The organism is Variovorax sp. ISS6, from assembly GCF_056523145.1.
In genome coordinates, this window is record NZ_JAWRZC010000001.1 from 2065203 (window position 1) to 2082420 (window position 17218).

General features: G+C 68.3%; 15 protein-coding genes. 7 read left to right on the plus strand and 8 right to left on the minus strand.

Annotated elements, in window-relative coordinates:
* The first annotated feature begins 84 nt into the window (after positions 1-84).
* The 7 genes from AC1HIL_RS09480 (at position 85) to AC1HIL_RS09510 (ending at position 6565) form a co-directional block, all read left to right on the plus strand.
* The gene (locus AC1HIL_RS09480; RefSeq protein ID WP_057591151.1) at positions 85-684 is read left to right on the plus strand and encodes a hypothetical protein; all 600 of its coding nucleotides are present in this window, start codon (positions 85-87) and stop codon (positions 682-684) included.
* Positions 681-1226, plus strand: coding sequence for a TlpA family protein disulfide reductase (locus AC1HIL_RS09485; protein WP_479671676.1), 546 nt, complete (start codon positions 681-683; stop codon positions 1224-1226). Before AC1HIL_RS09480 ends, AC1HIL_RS09485 begins: the two co-directional genes overlap by 4 nt.
* Before the next feature lie 100 nt (positions 1227-1326).
* Positions 1327-1788, plus strand: coding sequence for an acetyl-CoA carboxylase biotin carboxyl carrier protein (gene accB, locus AC1HIL_RS09490; protein WP_057591148.1), 462 nt, complete (start codon positions 1327-1329; stop codon positions 1786-1788).
* 2 nt (positions 1789-1790) lie between these two features.
* Positions 1791-3140, plus strand: coding sequence for an acetyl-CoA carboxylase biotin carboxylase subunit (accC, locus tag AC1HIL_RS09495; RefSeq protein ID WP_057591146.1), 1350 nt, complete (start codon positions 1791-1793; stop codon positions 3138-3140).
* 16 nt (positions 3141-3156) lie between these two features.
* A complete protein-coding gene (prmA, locus tag AC1HIL_RS09500; RefSeq protein ID WP_422098007.1) occupies positions 3157-4041 on the plus strand; it encodes a 50S ribosomal protein L11 methyltransferase in 885 nt (294 codons plus the stop codon).
* Positions 4042-4129: 88 nt separating this feature from the next.
* The gene (locus AC1HIL_RS09505; protein ID WP_479671677.1) at positions 4130-5590 is read left to right on the plus strand and encodes a zinc-ribbon and DUF3426 domain-containing protein; all 1461 of its coding nucleotides are present in this window, start codon (positions 4130-4132) and stop codon (positions 5588-5590) included.
* A 69-nt stretch (positions 5591-5659) separates the two neighbouring features.
* Positions 5660-6565 carry a carbohydrate kinase family protein gene (locus tag AC1HIL_RS09510; RefSeq protein ID WP_057591141.1) on the plus strand — a complete coding sequence of 302 codons (906 nt, stop codon included), beginning with the start codon at positions 5660-5662 and terminating at the stop codon, positions 6563-6565.
* Positions 6566-6686: 121 nt separating this feature from the next.
* Here AC1HIL_RS09510 and AC1HIL_RS09515 read toward each other — a convergent pair whose 3' ends face one another.
* The 8 genes from AC1HIL_RS09515 to AC1HIL_RS09550 form a co-directional block, all read right to left on the minus strand.
* On the minus strand, positions 6687-7187 hold the full coding sequence (locus AC1HIL_RS09515) for a histone H1-like DNA-binding protein (protein ID WP_082321630.1): 501 nt from the start codon (positions 7185-7187) through the stop codon (positions 6687-6689).
* Between the two features lie 197 nt (positions 7188-7384).
* On the minus strand, positions 7385-8605 hold the full coding sequence (locus AC1HIL_RS09520; protein WP_057591138.1) for a ribonucleotide-diphosphate reductase subunit beta: 1221 nt from the start codon (positions 8603-8605) through the stop codon (positions 7385-7387).
* A 214-nt stretch (positions 8606-8819) separates the two neighbouring features.
* Positions 8820-11738 (minus strand): ribonucleoside-diphosphate reductase subunit alpha, encoded by a 2919-nt coding sequence (locus AC1HIL_RS09525; protein ID WP_057591137.1) that lies wholly within the window; start codon positions 11736-11738, stop codon positions 8820-8822.
* A 352-nt stretch (positions 11739-12090) separates the two neighbouring features.
* Complete coding sequence (gene ampD / locus AC1HIL_RS09530; protein ID WP_261211293.1) at positions 12091-12711, minus strand: 1,6-anhydro-N-acetylmuramyl-L-alanine amidase AmpD; 621 nt, start codon at positions 12709-12711, stop codon at positions 12091-12093.
* A complete protein-coding gene (locus AC1HIL_RS09535; protein WP_479671678.1) occupies positions 12698-14293 on the minus strand; it encodes a sigma-54-dependent transcriptional regulator in 1596 nt (531 codons plus the stop codon). The genes ampD and AC1HIL_RS09535 overlap by 14 nt, the downstream gene beginning before the upstream one ends.
* Positions 14294-14297: 4 nt before the next feature.
* Entirely contained in the window at positions 14298-16004 is a 1707-nt protein-coding gene (locus AC1HIL_RS09540) for a two-component system sensor histidine kinase NtrB (protein WP_422098003.1), read from the minus strand.
* Between the two features lie 28 nt (positions 16005-16032).
* Complete coding sequence (locus tag AC1HIL_RS09545) at positions 16033-16284, minus strand: PP0621 family protein (RefSeq protein ID WP_261211288.1); 252 nt, start codon at positions 16282-16284, stop codon at positions 16033-16035.
* A gap of 9 nt (positions 16285-16293) precedes the next feature.
* On the minus strand, positions 16294-17103 hold the full coding sequence (locus tag AC1HIL_RS09550; protein ID WP_413764480.1) for a cytochrome C assembly family protein: 810 nt from the start codon (positions 17101-17103) through the stop codon (positions 16294-16296).
* Positions 17104-17218: the final 115 nt, after the last annotated feature.

Sequence of the window (17218 nt, forward strand, 5' to 3'; positions counted from 1 at the left end):
CGATCGTCCGGGCCCGAGGCCACGGCCTTGGCCGCGGTACTGATGTTCATCGTACGGACCATGCTCTGCGGGCAAAATGCCTCGATGGACACGTCCAAGCGCGAAATTGCTGCCTCCGCCGCCCGTCTCGTGGTCGAGGAGGGGCTCGAATACGGCCCGGCCAAGCGCCGGGCGCTGCGCGACCTGGGGCTCTCGGCGCGCACCGCGCTGCCGAACAACGACGAGGTCGAGGCCGAGGTGCGCGACTACATCGCCCTGTTCTGCGCCGACACCCAGCCCAAGGAACTCCATGCGCTGCGGATGCTGGCCCTCGAATGGATGGAGCGCATGGCGGCGTTCCGGCCCCATGTCGGCGGTGCCGTCTGGCACGGCACGGCCACCCGACTGTCAGACATTTATATTCAATTGTTCTGCGATGATTCGAAGTCGGCCGAGATCGCGCTGATCGACCATCACGTGGACTACGAGCCGCGCATGGTGACCGGCTTCCATGGCGAGCAGGTCGAGGCCTTGAGCGTGCATGCGCCGAGCCGGGCCCTCGGCGAGGAAATCGGCGTGCACCTGCTGGTCTACGACCTCGACGACCTGCGCGGCGCGCTCAAGCCCGACGCCCAGGGCCGTTCGCCGCGTGGCGATCTGGCGGCGCTGCGGCGGCTGATCGAAAGAGAAAAGGACAACGGATGACTTCTTCGGCCACACGACGCGGCCTGTTGTATGGCGGCGTGGCGGTGGCGGCTGCCGCGGCCGGCCTGGGCGGCGCCTGGTGGCGCCATCGTGGCAGCGGAACGGCCGGCGAAATGCTCGGGGCCGATTTCTGGGCCCAGCGTTTCGAGCGGCCCGAAGGCGGCGAACTCGCCATGACCAGTTTGCGCGGCAAGCCGCTGCTGCTCAACTTCTGGGCCACCTGGTGCCCGCCGTGCGTGGAGGAAATGCCGATGATCGATCGCTTCTTCCGCGATCATGGTGCCAACGGCTGGCAAGTCGTGGGCTTGGCGATCGATCAGCCGAGCTCCGTGCGCAAGTTCCTGCAGCGCACGCCGGTCACCTATCCGACCGGATTGGCTGGTTTGCAGGGCACCGAACTGGTCAAGAATCTCGGCAATACCGGCGGCGGCCTGCCGTTCACGCTGGTGCTGAACGCCGATGGGTCGGTGGCGGCCCGTAAAATGGGCAAGCTCGAAGAGGCCGACCTGGAGGGTTGGCGACGTGAACTCGTTCACAGTTAGAATTAGATACACAGGTCGGCGTTAACCGCCGAAAGCCGACAATCAACGATGTTCGGCCTAGTTGTATCCTAATAACCGGAAAACCCGGCACTGGAGTCCCATGGATCTGCGCAAACTCAAGACACTGATCGATCTGGTGTCCGAATCGAATATTTCCGAGCTGGAAATCACTGAAACCGAGGGCAAGGTCCGCATCGTCAAGGGTGGCGGTGCCGCGCCCGTCCAGTACGTGCAGACCCTGGCGGCGGCGCCCGCCGCGGCACCGGTCGCAGCGCCCGCCGGTGCTGCAGCGCCTGCCGCCGCCCCGGTGGCCGAAGCCGCTCCAGCCGGCCATGCCGTGAAGTCGCCGATGGTCGGTACCTTCTACCGCGCCGCGAGCCCGGGCGCTCCGTCCTTCGTCGAGGTCGGCAGCAAGGTCAACGAGGGCGACACGCTCTGCATCATCGAGGCGATGAAGATCCTCAACGAAATCGAGGCCGACAAGGCCGGCACGGTCACCCAGATCCTCGGAGAAAACGGTCAGGCGGTCGAATACGGCCAGCCGCTGTTCATCATCGAGTGACCATGTTCAAGAAGATCCTGGTCGCCAACCGCGGCGAGATCGCGCTGCGCATCCAGCGCGCGTGCAGCGAACTCGGCATCAAGGCCGTGATGGTCTATTCCGAGGCCGACCGCGACGCCAAGTACGTCAAGCTGGCCGAGGAGGCCGTCTGCATCGGCCCCGCGCCCTCGGCGCAGAGCTACCTCAACATGCCGGCCATCATCTCGGCGGCCGAAGTGACCGATGCCGAGGCGATCCATCCCGGCTACGGCTTCCTGAGCGAGAACGCCAACTTCGCCGAGCGCGTCGAGCAGAGCGGCTTCCAGTTCATCGGGCCGACGCCCGAGAACATCCGCACCATGGGCGACAAGGTCTCGGCCAAGCAGGCCATGATCAAGGCCGGCGTGCCCTGCGTGCCCGGTTCCGACGGCGAGCTCTCCGACGACGCCACGGCCAACAAGCGCATCGCGCGCGCCATCGGCTACCCGGTGATCATCAAGGCCGCGGGCGGCGGCGGTGGCCGCGGCATGCGCGTGGTCCATACCGAGGCCGCGCTGATCAACGCGATCCAGATGACCAAGGCGGAGGCCGCGGCGGCCTTCAACAATCCCTCGGTCTACATGGAGAAGTTCCTCCAGAACCCGCGCCACGTCGAGATCCAGGTGCTGGCCGACAAGCACCGCAACGCGGTCTACCTCGGCGAGCGCGACTGCTCGATGCAGCGCCGTCACCAGAAGGTGATCGAGGAATCGCCCGCGCCGGGCATTCCGCGCAAGCTGATCGAGAAGATCGGCGAACGCTGCGCGGCCGCCTGCAAGAAGATCGGCTACCGCGGCGCCGGCACCTTCGAGTTCCTCTACGAGAACGGCGAGTTCTACTTCATCGAGATGAACACCCGCGTGCAGGTGGAGCATCCGGTGACCGAGCTCACGACCGGCATCGACATCGTCAAGACGCAGATCATGGTGGCGGCCGGCGAGAAGCTGCCGTTCACGCAGCGCCAGATCCAGATGCACGGCCACGCGATCGAGTGCCGCATCAACGCCGAGGACGCGTGGAAGTTCACGCCGTCGCCGGGCCGCATCACGATGTGGCACCCGCCGGGTGGCCCGGGCGTGCGCGTGGATTCGCATGCGTACACCAACTACTTCGTGCCGCCCAACTACGACTCGATGATCGGCAAGATCATCGTCTTCGGCGACACCCGCGAGCAGGCCATGGCGCGCATGCGCACCGCGCTCAACGAGACCGTGATCGAAGGCATCCAGACCAACATCCCGCTGCACCGCGAGCTGATGGTCGACGCCAAGTTCATGGCCGGCGGCACCAACATCCACTACCTCGAAGAGTGGCTGGCCGCGCACAAGCGCTGAGCCGTCCCTGCCCGCCATGTTCGAACTCCGCCTGCTGGCCCCCGAGGAACGCATCGAGACCCTCGGCGACGCGCTCGATGCGCTCGACGCACTGAGCATCTCGGTCGAGGATGCCGACGCGCAGACCGACGCCGAGCAGGCGCTGTTCGGCGAACCCGGCATGCCGCCGCCCAAGGAGGGCTGGCAGCGCTCGCGCGTGATCGCGCTGTTCGCCACCGAGGAACTGGCGCGCGACGCGGGCTCGGTGCTCGCGCTGCAGGACTTCTTCGAAGGCTGCACGCTGCTGGGCATCGCCGAGCTGCAGGACCAGGACTGGGTGCGGCTCACGCAGTCGCAGTTCGCGCCGGTCGAGATCACGCCCGAGTTCTGGATCGTGCCGAGCTGGCACGAGGCGCCCGCGCAGGCGACGCAGGTGATCCGGCTCGATCCGGGCCTGGCCTTCGGCACCGGCACCCATCCCACCACGCGCATGTGCCTGCGCTGGATCGCGACCCGCGGTGCGCTCGCGGGCCAGCGCGTGCTCGACTACGGTTGCGGCTCCGGCATCCTGGCCATCGGTGCCGCGAAGTACGGTGCGAGCGAGATCGACGCGGTCGACATCGACGAGGCCGCCGTGAGTTCGACGCGCCTCAACGCCGAGGCCAACGGCGTGACGCTCGACGCGGGCCTGCCCGAAGCGGCGCAGGGTCAGTACGGCACGGTGCTCGCGAACATCCTCGCGACCCCGCTCAAGGTGCTCGCGCCGCTGCTGTGCGAGCGCGTGGCGCCCGGTGGCTCGCTGGTGCTCGCCGGCATCCTCGAGCGCCAGGCCGACGAGCTGAAGGAAGCCTACGCGCCCTATGTGGCGCTCGAAGTCAGCGACAGCGAGGACGGCTGGATCCTCATGACGGCACGCCGCTGAACGCGCTCGCGCCGGGGGCTTTCTCCGGCGCAAACGGCGCCGCCGGCATCGCGTCGCGCCGAGGGCCCAACCCTACAATCGCCCCCTCATGAGCCTCGTCACGCGTTGCCCCGCCTGCGCCACCACCTTCAAGGTGGTGCGCGACCAGCTCCGGATCTCGGACGGGTGGGTGCGTTGCGGTCGCTGCAGCCACGTGTTCGATGCGACGCTCGACCTGCAGGAGACGCCGGATGCGGCCGGCGTCGCGCCGCCGCCGATGCAGCAGATGCCGCCGGCGCCGGCTCCGATGCCGGCTGGTACGCCGGATACTCGGCCCGATGAATCGGGTGTCGCGGACGATGCGAATTCGCCCGTCCCGCCCCGCGTCGAGGAGGCCGACTTCCTCGATGACGAGGTCGGCGAGGAAGCGCCGCCGCCGCCAGGCGCCGAGCCGATGCCGCCCGTTGCGCCCGCGCCGCCGCCGGCCATGGACACGCGCGAAAGCGCGGACTTCGCGCCGCCCGCGCACGGCATCGTCGCCGACGAGCCCTGGTCCGACCTCGAGGTGCGCGAGCCGCAATGGCGGCCGCCGCCGAGCTCGCTGCCACCGTTTCCCGACATCGATCTCGATCTCGCCGCACCGCCATCGTCGCCGCCCTCGCCGGCACCGCCACTGCCCGCGGTGTGGACGCGCCGTTCCAGCGCGCCCGCGATCCCGTCGAATGAAAAGCCCGCGGGCTTCGCGACGCTGCGCCGTTCCGGGTCCGACGAAGACAGCGACGAGGACGCCGAGCTCGAGCGCGACGACGCCGATGCGCCCGAGGAAGGCGACGACAAGGACCGGCTGCAGATGCAGAAGGCGCTGCGCCGGGCGCGCGCCAAGTCGGCCAAGATCGCCGCCAGCGCCAAGGCGCGCGACGAACGCGGCGAACCGGAGGAGCGCGCGAAGAGCGATGACCCTGCGCTGCTGCCCTTCGCCTCCGTGCTCGACGCGGCGGACGAGACCGAGGAACGCGCGGCGCACCGTTTCGCCGACGAGATCGACGACGACGAAAGAGACGATCGACCGAAGCCCTTCTGGCAGCGCATCGGCAAGCGGCGCGGGCTGATCGCGCTCGCGGCGATCGCGGGCCTGCTGCTGGTCGTGCAGGTCCTGCGGCACGAGCGCGACGGCATCGTCGCGCGCCAGCCCTCGCTGCGTCCCGCGCTGGCCGCGCTGTGCCAGGCGACGGGCTGCGAGCTCGCGCCGCTGCGCCGCATCGGAGACATCGTCATCGAGGGCGCCGCCTTCGCGCGCGAGAAGAGCGGCGGCAACGACTACCGCTTCAGCTTCAACCTGCGCAGCAATGCCGCGGTGCCGCTCGCGATGCCGTCGATCGAACTGGTGCTGCTCGATACGCAGGAGCGAGCCGTCGTGCGGCGCGTGCTCTCGCCGGCGGACTATGGCGCGCCTGCGGTGCTCGCGGCACGCGGCGAACGCGTGGCCTCGCTGCCGATGACGCTGACGGGGCCCGAGGCCGCGGCTCTGCCGCCGATCGCAGGCTATCGTGTCGAGGCCTTCTATCCCTAGGCGCCTGGCGAGCCGCCGGTTGCGCGCCCGCGCCTTCTTTTCTTTTCTCTCACCTCAACGGATCAGCCCATGGCAGCAGTGATTTGCGGTTCCCTCGCCTTCGACACCATCATGACCTTCGAGGGCCGGTTCGCCGACCAGATCCTCCCGGACCAGTTGCACATCCTCAACGTGTCCTTCCTGGTGCCGGGCCTGCGCCGCGACTTCGGTGGCTGCGCCGGCAACATCGCCTACAGCCTCAACGCGCTCGGCGGCACGGCGCTGCCGATGGCCACGCTGGGCAGCGACGGCGCCGACTACATCGAGCGCATGCGTTCGCTGGGCATCAGCACGGAGTTCGTGCGCCAGCTCGACGACACCTTCACCGCGCAGGCGATGATCATGAACGACGCCGACAACAACCAGATCACGGCCTTCCATCCGGGCGCGATGCAGCAGGCCCACGTCACGAAGGTCGCGGCGCGCGAGGACATCCGGCTCGGCATCGTCGCGCCCGATGGGCGCGAGGCGATGCTGCAGCACGCCGAGCAGTTCGCGGCCGCCGGCATTCCCTTCGTGTTCGATCCGGGCCAGGGCCTGCCGATGTTCGACGGCGAGGCGCTCAAGCATTTCGTCGAGCTCGCGAGCTGGGTGGTGGTCAACGACTACGAGGGCAAGATGCTCTCGCAGCGCACGGGCTGGAGCCTGGCGGAGATCTCGCAGCGCGTGCAGGGCCTCGTGGTCACGCTCGCGGCCGAGGGTTGCGAGGTGTGGACGAACGGCGAGCGCGAGCACGTGCCGGGCGTGGTGCCGACCGCGGTGGTCGAGCCCACGGGCTGCGGCGATGCATGGCGCGGCGCGCTGTTGTTCGGTCTGGAAAAGGGCTGGCCGCTCGCGCAGTGCGCGGCGCTCGGCAACCAGGTCGGCGCGCTCAAGATCGCGCAGCGCGGCCCGCAGAACTACCAGGTCGATCGCCAGGCACTCGGCCTGGCTTGACGGGCGATGGCGCGGCGGCGGATGCCGCCGCCTCGTCGTTTCGCGATCGTCTTTGCCCAATGAAAAAGCCCGACACCTTGCGGTGCCGGGCTTGATGCCTTTTCAGGGCTGCCGAGAAAACTCAGGGCTTGCTGGCCGTGGGGAACGGCCAGGCTGCCTGGGGATTCAGCGTCGTCTGCGCAGCGGGGGCGGGCGCAGCGGCAGCCTTGGCGGGCGCCTTGGCAGCCTTCTTCGCAGCAGGCTTCTTGGCAGCAGCGGCAGGCTTGGCAGCAGGCTTCTTCGCGGCTTTCTTGGCCGCAGCCTTCTTGGCAGGGGCCTTCTTGGCGGCAGCCTTCTTCGCAGGCGCCTTCTTGGCAGCGGCCTTCTTCGCCGGTGCCTTCTTCGCTGCGGCCTTCTTGGCCGGAGCTGCCTTCTTCGCCGGTGCCTTCTTCGCGACGACCTTCTTCGCGGCTACCTTCTTGGCAGCGACCTTCTTGGCCGGAGCCTTCTTGGCAGCGACCTTCTTGGCCGGAGCCTTCTTGGCGGCGACCTTCTTGGCCGGGGCCTTCTTCGCTACGACCTTCTTGGCCGGAGCCTTCTTCGCTGCGGCTTTCTTAGCCGGTGCTTTCTTTGCAGTTGCCATTTCTGTTTTCTCCTTGATCAAGTTGAAAAAATCAACCTATTGAAGCACTCCGCGCATGTTGGTAGCGCTGGAGCGATTCATGGCGTTGGATTCCGTGCTCCAGCACCATGAACACCTGAGCCCTCGTCCATGCCGCGCTCTTCGGCGCGGTCGGTGGCAAGAGCAATTCTTGAATTCATTTATTGTTATCGAAATATTCAATCCCAGGAGAGCGCACCACCCGATTGGTATTCGATCACGCGGGTCTCGAAGAAATTGCGCTCTTTCTTCAGGTCAATCATCTCGCTCATCCACGGGAACGGATTTTCCTCGTTCGGGAAGAGCGTTTCGAGGCCGATCTGCTGCGCGCGCCGGTTGGCGATGTAGCGCAGATAGCCCTTGAACATGGAGGCGTTCATGCCGAGCACGCCACGGGGCATGGTGTCTTCGGCGTACTTGTATTCGAGCTCGACGGCGCGCATGAACAGCGCCTTGATCTCGGCCTTGAACTCTGCCGTCCAGAGGCCGGGGTTCTCGAGCTTGAGCTGGTTGATCAGGTCGATGCCGAAGTTGCAGTGCATCGACTCGTCGCGCAGGATGTACTGGTACTGCTCGGCGGCGCCGGTCATCTTGTTCTGGCGGCCCAGCGCGAGGATCTGCGTGAAGCCGACGTAGAAGAAGAGGCCTTCCATCAGGCAGGCGAACACGATCAGCGACTTGAGCAGCGTCTGGTCGGTCTCGTGCGTGCCGGTCTTGAAGTTCGGGTCGCTGATCGCGTCGATGAACGGAATCAGGAACTGGTCCTTCTCGCGGATCGACGGCACCTCGTTGTAGGCGTTGAAGATCTCGCTCTCGTCCAGGCCCAGCGACTCGACGATGTACTGGTAGGCGTGCGTGTGGATCGCTTCCTCGAAGGCCTGGCGCAGCAGGAACTGGCGGCATTCGGGGGCCGTGATGTGGCGGTAGGTGCCCAGCACGATGTTGTTGGCGGCCAGCGAGTCGGCGGTGACGAAGAAGCCGAGGTTGCGCTTGACGATGCGGCGCTCGTCTTCGGTCAGGCCGTTCGGGTCTTTCCACAGCGCGATGTCGCGCGTCATGTTCACTTCCTGCGGCATCCAGTGGTTGGCGCAGGTGGCGAGGTACTTTTCCCACGCCCACTTGTACTTGAACGGGACCAGCTGGTTGACGTCGGTCTCGCCGTTGATGATGCGCTTGTCGGCGGCCCTGACGCGGCGCGTTTCAGCCGGAGCGCTGGCGCCGGCGGATGCGGGCGCGGCCTGGCGGGCAGGCTGCTGCACGGGTTGCAGCGAAGGTTGTGCCATCGATGAAGCCGACACATCCGCACGGCCGGCGGCGACGCCGGTCGATGCGTGATGCTGCAAACCTTGTTGCATGTCCTTTGGCAAGGAGGGCTTGACTTCTTCGTCCCAGGTCAACATAGAAAAATCCAATGCTCAAATTATCCGAGCAACGATGTGAGTTGCAAAGTGCTCGTTCACATCGCACTCCATTTATGTGGTTGTTATGTTGCTCGCATGCATCGCGCGATGTCGGTCAATGCCTTCAACCGGCCTCCGTCATCGCACGACATCGCATGCGCCTCACGCTTCGTCGCGCAGCGCACCGCGCTGTGTTCGCGGTGCGCTGCGTGCATCACTGGCAGGCTTCGCAGGTCGGATCGTCGACGCCGCAGAAGGCAATGTCGGTCGCGGGGATCGCGCTCATCTGTGCCTTCGCCGCGGCGGCCGCGGCCTCGAGTGCGCTCATGCCCGACGGTGCGTCGCTGCCCGAGGACACCGCGTTGAGGCGGCCCGACTGCACCGTCGACTTCTCGGCGTGCGTCGCGCTCTGCGTGCGCAGGTAGTAGGTGGTCTTCAGGCCGCGCAGCCATGCGAGCTTGTAGGTGTCGTCGAGCTTCTTGCCCGAGGCGCCGGCCATGTAGATGTTCAGCGACTGCGCCTGGTCGATCCACTTCTGGCGGCGCGCGGCGGCTTCCACCAGCCACGTCGTCTCGACTTCGAACGCGGTGGCGTAGAGCGCCTTCACGTCCTGCGGCACGCGGTCGATGGGACGCAGCGAGCCGTCGAAGTGCTTCAGGTCCATCACCATCACGTCGTCCCACAGGCCCAGGCGCTTGAGGTCGCGCACCAGGTAGTGGTTGATCACGGTGAATTCGCCCGACAGGTTCGACTTGACCGAGAGGTTGCCGAAGCACGGTTCGATCGAGGCGTCCACGCCGATGATGTTCGAGATGGTCGCGGTCGGGGCGATGGCCACGCAGTTCGAATTGCGCATGCCGTCGGCCTTGATCTTGGCGCGCAGCGCGTCCCAGTCGAGCGTGGCCGAGCGGTCGACCTCGACGTAGCCGCCGCGTGCCTTCTCGAGCAGGTCGAGCGAGTCGATCGGCAGGATGCCCTTGTCCCACAGCGAGCCCTTGTAGCTCGAGTACTTGCCGCGTTCGCGCGCCAGCTCGGTCGAGGCCCAGTAGGCGTGGTAGCAGATCGCTTCCATCGATTCGTCGGCGAATTGCACGGCTTCCTGCGAGGCGTAAGGAATACGCAGGTCGTACAGCGCGTCCTGGAAGCCCATCAGGCCCAGGCCGACCGGACGGTGGCGCAGGTTCGAGTCGCGTGCCTTCTTCACGGCGTAGTAGTTGATGTCGATCACGTTGTCGAGCATGCGCATCGCGGTCGAGATCGTCTTCTTGAGCTTCTCCTGGTCGACCTTGCCGTCCTTCAGATGCTGCAGCAGGTTGACCGAGCCGAGGTTGCAGACCGCGGTTTCGGTGTCGCTGGTGTTCAGCGTGATCTCGGTGCAGAGGTTCGACGAGTGCACCACGCCGGCGTGCTGCTGCGGCGAGCGCACGTTGCAGGCGTCCTTGAACGTGATCCAGGGATGGCCGGTCTCGAACAGCATCGTGAGCATCTTGCGCCACAGGTCGGTGGCCTGCACGGTGCGGCTGGGCTTGATCTCGCCGCGCGCGGCCTTCTCTTCGTAGGCGACGTAGGCCTTCTCGAAGTCGGCGCCGAACAGGTCGTGCAGGTCGGGCACGTTCGAGGGCGAGAACAGCGTCCAGGAACCCTTTTCCATCACGCGGCGCATGAACAGGTCGGGGATCCAGTTGGCGGTGTTCATGTCGTGCGTGCGGCGGCGGTCGTCGCCGGTGTTCTTGCGCAGCTCCAGGAACTCCTCGATGTCGAGGTGCCAGGTCTCGAGGTACGTGCAGACGGCGCCCTTGCGCTTGCCGCCCTGGTTCACGGCCACGGCGGTGTCGTTCACCACCTTGAGGAAGGGCACCACGCCCTGCGATTCGCCGTTCGTGCCCTTGATGTGGCTGCCGAGCGCGCGCACGCGGGTCCAGTCGTTGCCCAGGCCGCCCGCGAACTTCGAGAGCAGCGCGTTTTCCTTGATCGACTCGTAGATGCCGTCGAGGTCGTCGGGCACGGTGGTCAGGTAGCAGCTCGACAGCTGCGAGCGCAGCGTGCCGCTGTTGAACAGCGTCGGCGTGCTCGACATGAAGTCGAAGGACGACAGCACTTCGTAGAACTCGATGGCGCGGGCTTCGCGGTCGATCTCGTTGAGCGCCAGGCCCATCGAGACGCGCATGAAGAAGGCCTGCGGCAGCTCGATGCGGTTCTTGCGCACGTGCAGGAAGTAGCGGTCGTACAGGGTCTGCAGGCCGAGGTAGTCGAACTGGTTGTCGCGCTCGGCCTTCAGCGCCGCGCCCAGGCGGGGCAGGTCGTACTGCAGCAGCTTCTCGTCGAGCAGCTCGTTCTCGACGCCCTTCTTGATGAACGAGGGGAAGTAGTCGGCGTAGGCGGTGGCGCGGTCGGCGGGCATGACTTCGCGGCCGACGATCTCCTTGAAGATCGTGTGCAGCAGCAGGCGCGCGGTGGCGAAGGTGTAGTCGGGATCCTTCTCGATCAGCGTGCGGGCCGCGAGGATCGAGGCCTTGTAGACCTCGTCGAGCGGCACGCCGTCGTACAGGTTGCGCATGGTCTCGGCCACGATCGGCGCGGCCGTGATGCTGTCGCCCAGGCCCTGGCAGGCCGATTCGATCAGGCCCTTGAGTTCGCTGACGTCGAGCGCGACGCGTTCGCCGCGGTCCAGCACGTGCAGCGCGGGGGCCGCGATCTGGGCTTCCTGCTCGCCCTGCTTCGCGCGTTCCTGGGTGCGGCGCTCGCGGTAGAGCACATAGGCGCGCGCCACTTCCTGGTGGCCGCCGCGCATCAGGCCCAGTTCGACCTGGTCCTGCACGTCCTCGATGTGGAAGGTGCCGCCGCCCGGACGCGAGCGCACCAGCGCCTTCACGACGGCCTGGGTCAGCGCGTCGACGGTCTCGCGCACGCTGGCCGAGGCCGCACCCTGGGTGCCGTGCACGGCCAGGAAGGCCTTCATCATCGCGATCGCGATCTTGTTCGGCTCGAACGGGACCACGGCGCCGTTGCGGCGGATGATCTGGTAGTGCGCGAGGTTCTGTCCGGTGGGCGAACCGGCGGTGTCGCGGGGGGACTGGGGCGGCGTGGAGGGGATGGCACGCGCGGCGGTGGGTGTGTTCAGTGCTGTTTGCATTCGCTTCCTCTCGGTTGGCAAAATTCTTGTTGGATGAGCGGCGCTGCTGGGGCCGCTTCGTCGGCGCTGAGGCCGGCCGGGAGACACTATATCTAGGGTGCAGGGGGTGTACAACCCACTAGATGTAGCGTTTTCCTTCAGCCTTCAAGAGGGAGAGGAAAACAGTTTTCGTGATTCGCGGCCATCTTTGCCGCATGAACACTGGCTCATCCTCTCGCAACCCGCGCCCCATGCGGCTTCCGAGCCGATTTGGGCCTGCAAGGCGCATGGTTGCTACGCATCGCGTTTGCGAATGGAGCGATTGCTGCACCGCGATTCCAGCGCATCGCACGGCGCGCATCGATTGAAAAAATTAGCGATCCACCACCTGCGAGGGAAACATGTGTGGACCCCAGCCGAGGTGATCGCGCAGCCGGTGCCAGTCGAAGCCGGCGCCGGGATCCTGCTTGCGGCCCGGTGCGATGTGCTCGTGGCCCGCGATGTGCGCGATCGGATAGTGCTGCGCGATCGCCGCGGCGAGGCTCGCGAGCGTCTCGTACTGCGCGTCCTCGAACGGCCCGCCCTCGAGGCCCTCGAGCTCGATGCCGATCGAGTCGTCGTTGCAGTTGTCCCGGCCGCGCCACGACGACAAGCCCGCATGCCATGCGCGGTCGTCGCCGCTCACGAACTGCCAGAGCTCGCCGTTGCGGCGCACGTAGAAATGCGAGGACACCTCGAGCCCGCGAATGCTTTCGAAGTAAGGATGCGCGTCCCAGTCGAGCCGGTTGGTGAACAGTTGCTGCACCGCGTCGCCGCCGTACTCGCCGGGCGGCAGGCTGATCGAATGCAGCACCACGAGGTCGATGCGCGCGCGCGCAGCCGCGGGGCGCGGCCCGAAGTTGGGCGAGGGCAGCGCCTTCGCGAAGCGGTACCAGCCGTCGCGCCAGAGCGCATCGTCCTTGGGGCCGAGCGCGCCGTCTTCAGTCGTCGACATGGCTGCTCGCGCCATCGTCGCCGTTGGGCGTGCTGATGCCCAGGCGCGCGATGCGGTAGCGGATCTGGCGCAGGCTCATGCCCAGGCGCGCGGCCGCGGCCGTGCGGTTGAAGCCGCTCTCGTGCAGCGCGCGCACGAGGATCTCGCGCTCCTGCTGATCGAGGTAGGCCTGCAGATCGGAGGGCAGCGGCGTGGGTACCACGGGGCGCGGCGCGGGCGGGGGCGCGGCCACGACGGGCTTCGCTTCGAAAGCCTCGGGTGGAGAGGTTGCCGCGGTCGTCGCGGCCGCTGCGGCGTGCGGCGCGGCGGGTCCGGGCGCGGCCGCCATCCAGCCGCCGCTGCCCGCGCCATCCATCAGGTCGAGCTGCAGTTCGTCGCCGTCGTACAGCGCGACCGCGCGGTGCAGCAGGTTCTCGAGCTCGCGTACGTTGCCGTGCAGCGGATGCTGCGCGAGCTGCCGCAGCAGCGCGTCCGACAGGCGCGGCGCGGGCAGCCCGCCGTCCTGCGCGATGCGCGCGAGCAGCGCGACGCACAGCGCGGGCAGGTCCTCGCGGCGCTCGCGCAGCGCGGGCACCGCGATCTCGATCACGTTGAGCCGGTAGAACAGGTCCTGCCGGAAGCGGCCGGCCTGCACCTCGGCGTGCAGATCCTTGTGGGTCGCGCTCACGATGCGCACGTCGACCGCGTCCTCCTGCGTGGAGCCGATCGGCCGCACGCTGCGTTCCTGGATCGCGCGCAGCAGCTTCGACTGCATCGCCAGCGGCAGGTCGCCGATCTCGTCGAGGAACAGCGTGCCGCCGCGCGCGGCCTGGAAGTAGCCGTCGCGGTCCTGCGCCGAGCCGGTGTAGGAGCCCTTGCGCGCGCCGAAGAATTCGGCCTCGAGCAGGTTCTCGGGAATCGCGCCGCAGTTCACCGCGACGAAGGGGCCTTCGCTGCGCTGGCTGCAGGCATGGACCGCGCGCGCCACCAGTTCCTTGCCGGTGCCCGATTCGCCGCGCACCAGCACCGGCGCCATGCCGCGCGCGACCTTGGCGATGCGCGACTTCACGAGCCGCATCGGTTCCGAATCGCCGACCAGCCGTTCGAGCGCGGAAGCGCCCGCGCTGCCCGCTGCCGCCAGTGCCGGAGCGCCGTCACCGGCATCCGCAGCCTTGGCCGAACGTAGGGCGGCCTGAGCGACCGGCTGCTGTTGCTGCGCCTGCACCGCGGAGGCGACGACCGCGCGGAACTGCTTGAGGTCAACCGGCTTGGTGAGGTAGTCGAAGGCGCCGGCCTTCAGCGCCTCGACCGCGTTCTCGGCCGAACCGTAGGCGGTCATCACGACGCAGCGCTCGCTGCGCTGGTTCTTCTGGATGCGCTGGATGATCTCCATGCCCTGGCCGTCGGGCAGCCGCATGTCGGTGATCACGGCGTCGAAGCGCGTGGCCTCGAGGTGCTGCCAGGCTTCGGAGACGCTGCCCGCGGCCTCGACCCGGTAGCCTTCGCGCAGCAGCGTGAGTTCGTAGAGCGTGCGAAGGTCGGGTTCGTCGTCGATGACGAGGATCTGCGCGGGACGCTGGGAGGGCGGATGGGAGCTGCTCACGCCGCTATTGTGTCAGCCGGTTTTCGCTCGCGGCGAAGCCGACGAAGAATTCGTTGCCCTCGGGCGCCTCGCCCGCCAGCGCGCGCCGCTCGTAGCCGATGGTCGCGCCATGGCGCCGGCACAGCTCGCGGCACAGGAACAGTCCGAGTCCGCTCGAGCGGCTTTCCGACGAGAAGAAGGGTTCGAACAGGTGGCGCTGCACCGCGGGCTCGAGCGGTGCGCCGTCGCTCCAGACCTGCAAGGTCGGCCGGCCCGGGCTGCCCGCGCGCTGCAGCGTGGTCACGACCTGGATCGCGCCCTCGCGCAGGCTCGCGTAGCGCGCCGCGTTGTCGAGCAGGTTCACCAGCAGGCGGCGCAGATGCTCGACGTCGAAGCGCACCTCGACGCCCGGCGCGTCGAGCGCGAGGGTCACGCCCTGGCGCCGGGTCTGGCGCATCCACTCCTCGGTCAGTGCCTGCACCGTGGGGTCGAGCACCACCTGCTCGCCGAGCGACAGCACGCGCTGCTGGCGCGCGCGCGAGACGTCGAGCACGTCGTCGACGATGCGCGCGAGGCGCTGCGCGTTGTGCTGCACCATGTGCGTGAGCTGGCGGTGCGCGGGGTCGGTCAGGTCCTCGTTGAGCAGCGCGCTGGCCTGCGTGATGGCCGCCAGCGGGTTGCGGATCTCGTGCGCCACCGCGGCCGACATGCGGCCCATGGCGGCCAGCTTCTCGGTGCGGATGCGGGCCTCGAGCTCGCGCAGGTCCTGCAGGAACATCACGCACAGGCTGCCCATGCGGCGGTCGCTCGAGGGCGTGAGGCGGGTGCGCACGCGCACCTCGCGCGCCGCCCCGCGCGCCTGCGCGACCGGGATCTCCTCGGACTGCGGCTCGCGGCGCGCATAGGTCTGGCGCGCCAGCGCGGCCAGCGCATGCCAGGCTGGCTGGGCATGCAGCGGAAAGGGCAGCCGCAGCTGGCCCAGGCCCTGGCCCAGGATCGCGTCGGCCGCCGGATTGGCCGCGTGCACCAGGCCCTCGGCATCGATCACCAGCACGCCTTCGCTCAGCGTTTCGATCACCAGGTCGTTGACCTGCGCCTGCATCTGCGCGCTGCTGCGGTTGTGTTGCGACACCGCTTCCTCGCGCGCCAGCCGTCGCGCGAGCTCGTGCGCCAGCAGCGCCACCACGAACAGCCCGGTGCCGGTCAGCGCCGCCTGCACGAAGCGCGCGGGCGAGTCGCCGGGCTGCTGGGCCCAGTGCCAGGCGGCATCGGCCAGCAGCAGCAGCGTGACGCCGGCGGTGGTGCCCATGCTCACCATCACCGTGCCGAGCACCGCGCTCATGAGCACCGGCAGCGCGAACAGCGGCGTGTAGTTGATGTTGCCGCCCTGCGTGACCTGCAGCGCCGCGAAGACCGCGAGGTCGATGCCGGTGCTCAGCATCCAGGTGGCGCCGAAACCGCGCATCGGTGGCTCGAAATGCACGTAGCGCGCGCCCAGCGCGGCCGCCGCGAGGTAGCTCGCCGACAGCGCCACCGCCACCGGCTGCATGGTCTGGCCGAGCGCGAAGCTCACGCCCTGCAGCAGCACCAGCACCAGCGCGACGAAGCAGCGCGCGCCCATGAAGCCGCGCCACAGCCGCAGCAGCGCGGCGCTCTCGCGCGCGCCGGGTTCCAGCACGTCCCAGTCGGTGACCGGTTCGCCGCTGGCCCAGAGGGAGGAGCTGCTGCCCATCGCTGCGACGAAGCCGGCGCGGCGCCGTTCAGGCGCGCTCGGCGAGCTGCCGGTGCGCGGCGCTGCAGAAGGGGGTGCCGTCGGCGCCGCGCACCGCGTCGCTCGCGGGCAGGTGCAGGCCGCAATGCGCGCAGCGCACCATCGCCTGCGGCGCGCCCACCGCGGGCGGCGCGGCGGGACGCGGCGCGCGGGCGGCGCGCTCCTGCATTTCTTCGCGGCGGTTCTTGCGCCAGAGCCAGATCGCGACCCAGACCACCGCGAGGACGAGAAGGTATTTCATCGAATGTTTTCAGACGGGCGGACGCGCCAGCACCACTTCGAGCACGAAGCGCGAGCCCACGTAGGCCAGCAGCAGCAGCGCCGAGCCCGCGTAGAGCACGCGCCGCGCGGTGCGCCCGCGCCAGCCGAAGCGCGCGCGGCCGATCAGCAGCACCGCGAAGCTGATCCAGGCCAGTACCGAGAAGGCCGACTTGTGGTCCCACTTCCAGGCCCGGCCCGCGGCGCCGTAGAGCTGCTCGCTGAACAGCAGTCCGGCCAGCAGCGTGGCCGACAGCAGCACGAAGCCGGCCGTCACGAAGCGGAAGGTCAGGCGCTCGAGCGTCAGCAGCGGCACGCCGCCCTGCGGCTCGGTGGCCAGGCGGATCTGCTTTTCGGCGCGGGTCGTGAGCCAGGCGTGCACCACCGCGGCGGCGAACAGGCCATACGAGGCGATGCCCAGCGCCAGGTGCAGCGGCAGCCAGGGCGAAGCCGACACGTGCAGCGGCGTGCCGGGAAAGAGGATCGCCAGCAGCACCGCCGCCGCGCCGAGCCAGGCCAGCGCGCGGCGCACCCGCAGTTGCGGGTACATGCGGCTTTCGACCGCGTAGACGGTGAGCACCAGCCAGGCCGTGACCGAGAGCGCGGGCGCGAAGCCGAAGCGGGGTTCGTGGCCGACCATGCCGTGGCCGAGCGCCGCGGCATGCAGCAGCCAGGCCAGGCCGAGCGCCCACTGGGTGGCCTGCCGGCTCAGCCGGGCGCCTGCGGCGGCGGCAAAACCGTAGGCGGCCGCGGCGGCGATGCCCAGCGCCACGCCGAGTGGGGAGGGGATCGCTAAAATCATCGATCGGAGTTTAGCCGCTCACCCTTGCATTTCCGGGTGCCGCGCGCCAGCTTCCCTCCTACCCGTCTCCCGCGACTTCTCCCATCCGTCCCGCCGCAGCGGGCAGCAAGCAAGG

Coding starts and splice junctions, on each gene's coding strand:
- AC1HIL_RS09480 (WP_057591151.1), top strand. CDS start 85: ATGGACACGTCCAAGCGCGAAATTGCTGCCTCCGCCGCCCGTCTCGTG.
- AC1HIL_RS09485 (WP_479671676.1), top strand. CDS start 681: ATGACTTCTTCGGCCACACGACGCGGCCTGTTGTATGGCGGCGTGGCG.
- accB (WP_057591148.1), top strand. CDS start 1,327: ATGGATCTGCGCAAACTCAAGACACTGATCGATCTGGTGTCCGAATCG.
- accC (WP_057591146.1), top strand. CDS start 1,791: ATGTTCAAGAAGATCCTGGTCGCCAACCGCGGCGAGATCGCGCTGCGC.
- prmA (WP_422098007.1), top strand. CDS start 3,157: ATGTTCGAACTCCGCCTGCTGGCCCCCGAGGAACGCATCGAGACCCTC.
- AC1HIL_RS09505 (WP_479671677.1), top strand. CDS start 4,130: ATGAGCCTCGTCACGCGTTGCCCCGCCTGCGCCACCACCTTCAAGGTG.
- AC1HIL_RS09510 (WP_057591141.1), top strand. CDS start 5,660: ATGGCAGCAGTGATTTGCGGTTCCCTCGCCTTCGACACCATCATGACC.
- AC1HIL_RS09515 (WP_082321630.1), bottom strand. CDS start 7,187: ATGGCAACTGCAAAGAAAGCACCGGCTAAGAAAGCCGCAGCGAAGAAG.
- AC1HIL_RS09520 (WP_057591138.1), bottom strand. CDS start 8,605: ATGTTGACCTGGGACGAAGAAGTCAAGCCCTCCTTGCCAAAGGACATG.
- AC1HIL_RS09525 (WP_057591137.1), bottom strand. CDS start 11,738: ATGCAAACAGCACTGAACACACCCACCGCCGCGCGTGCCATCCCCTCC.
- ampD (WP_261211293.1), bottom strand. CDS start 12,711: ATGTCGACGACTGAAGACGGCGCGCTCGGCCCCAAGGACGATGCGCTC.
- AC1HIL_RS09540 (WP_422098003.1), bottom strand. CDS start 16,004: ATGGGCAGCAGCTCCTCCCTCTGGGCCAGCGGCGAACCGGTCACCGAC.
- AC1HIL_RS09545 (WP_261211288.1), bottom strand. CDS start 16,284: ATGAAATACCTTCTCGTCCTCGCGGTGGTCTGGGTCGCGATCTGGCTC.
- AC1HIL_RS09550 (WP_413764480.1), bottom strand. CDS start 17,103: ATGATTTTAGCGATCCCCTCCCCACTCGGCGTGGCGCTGGGCATCGCC.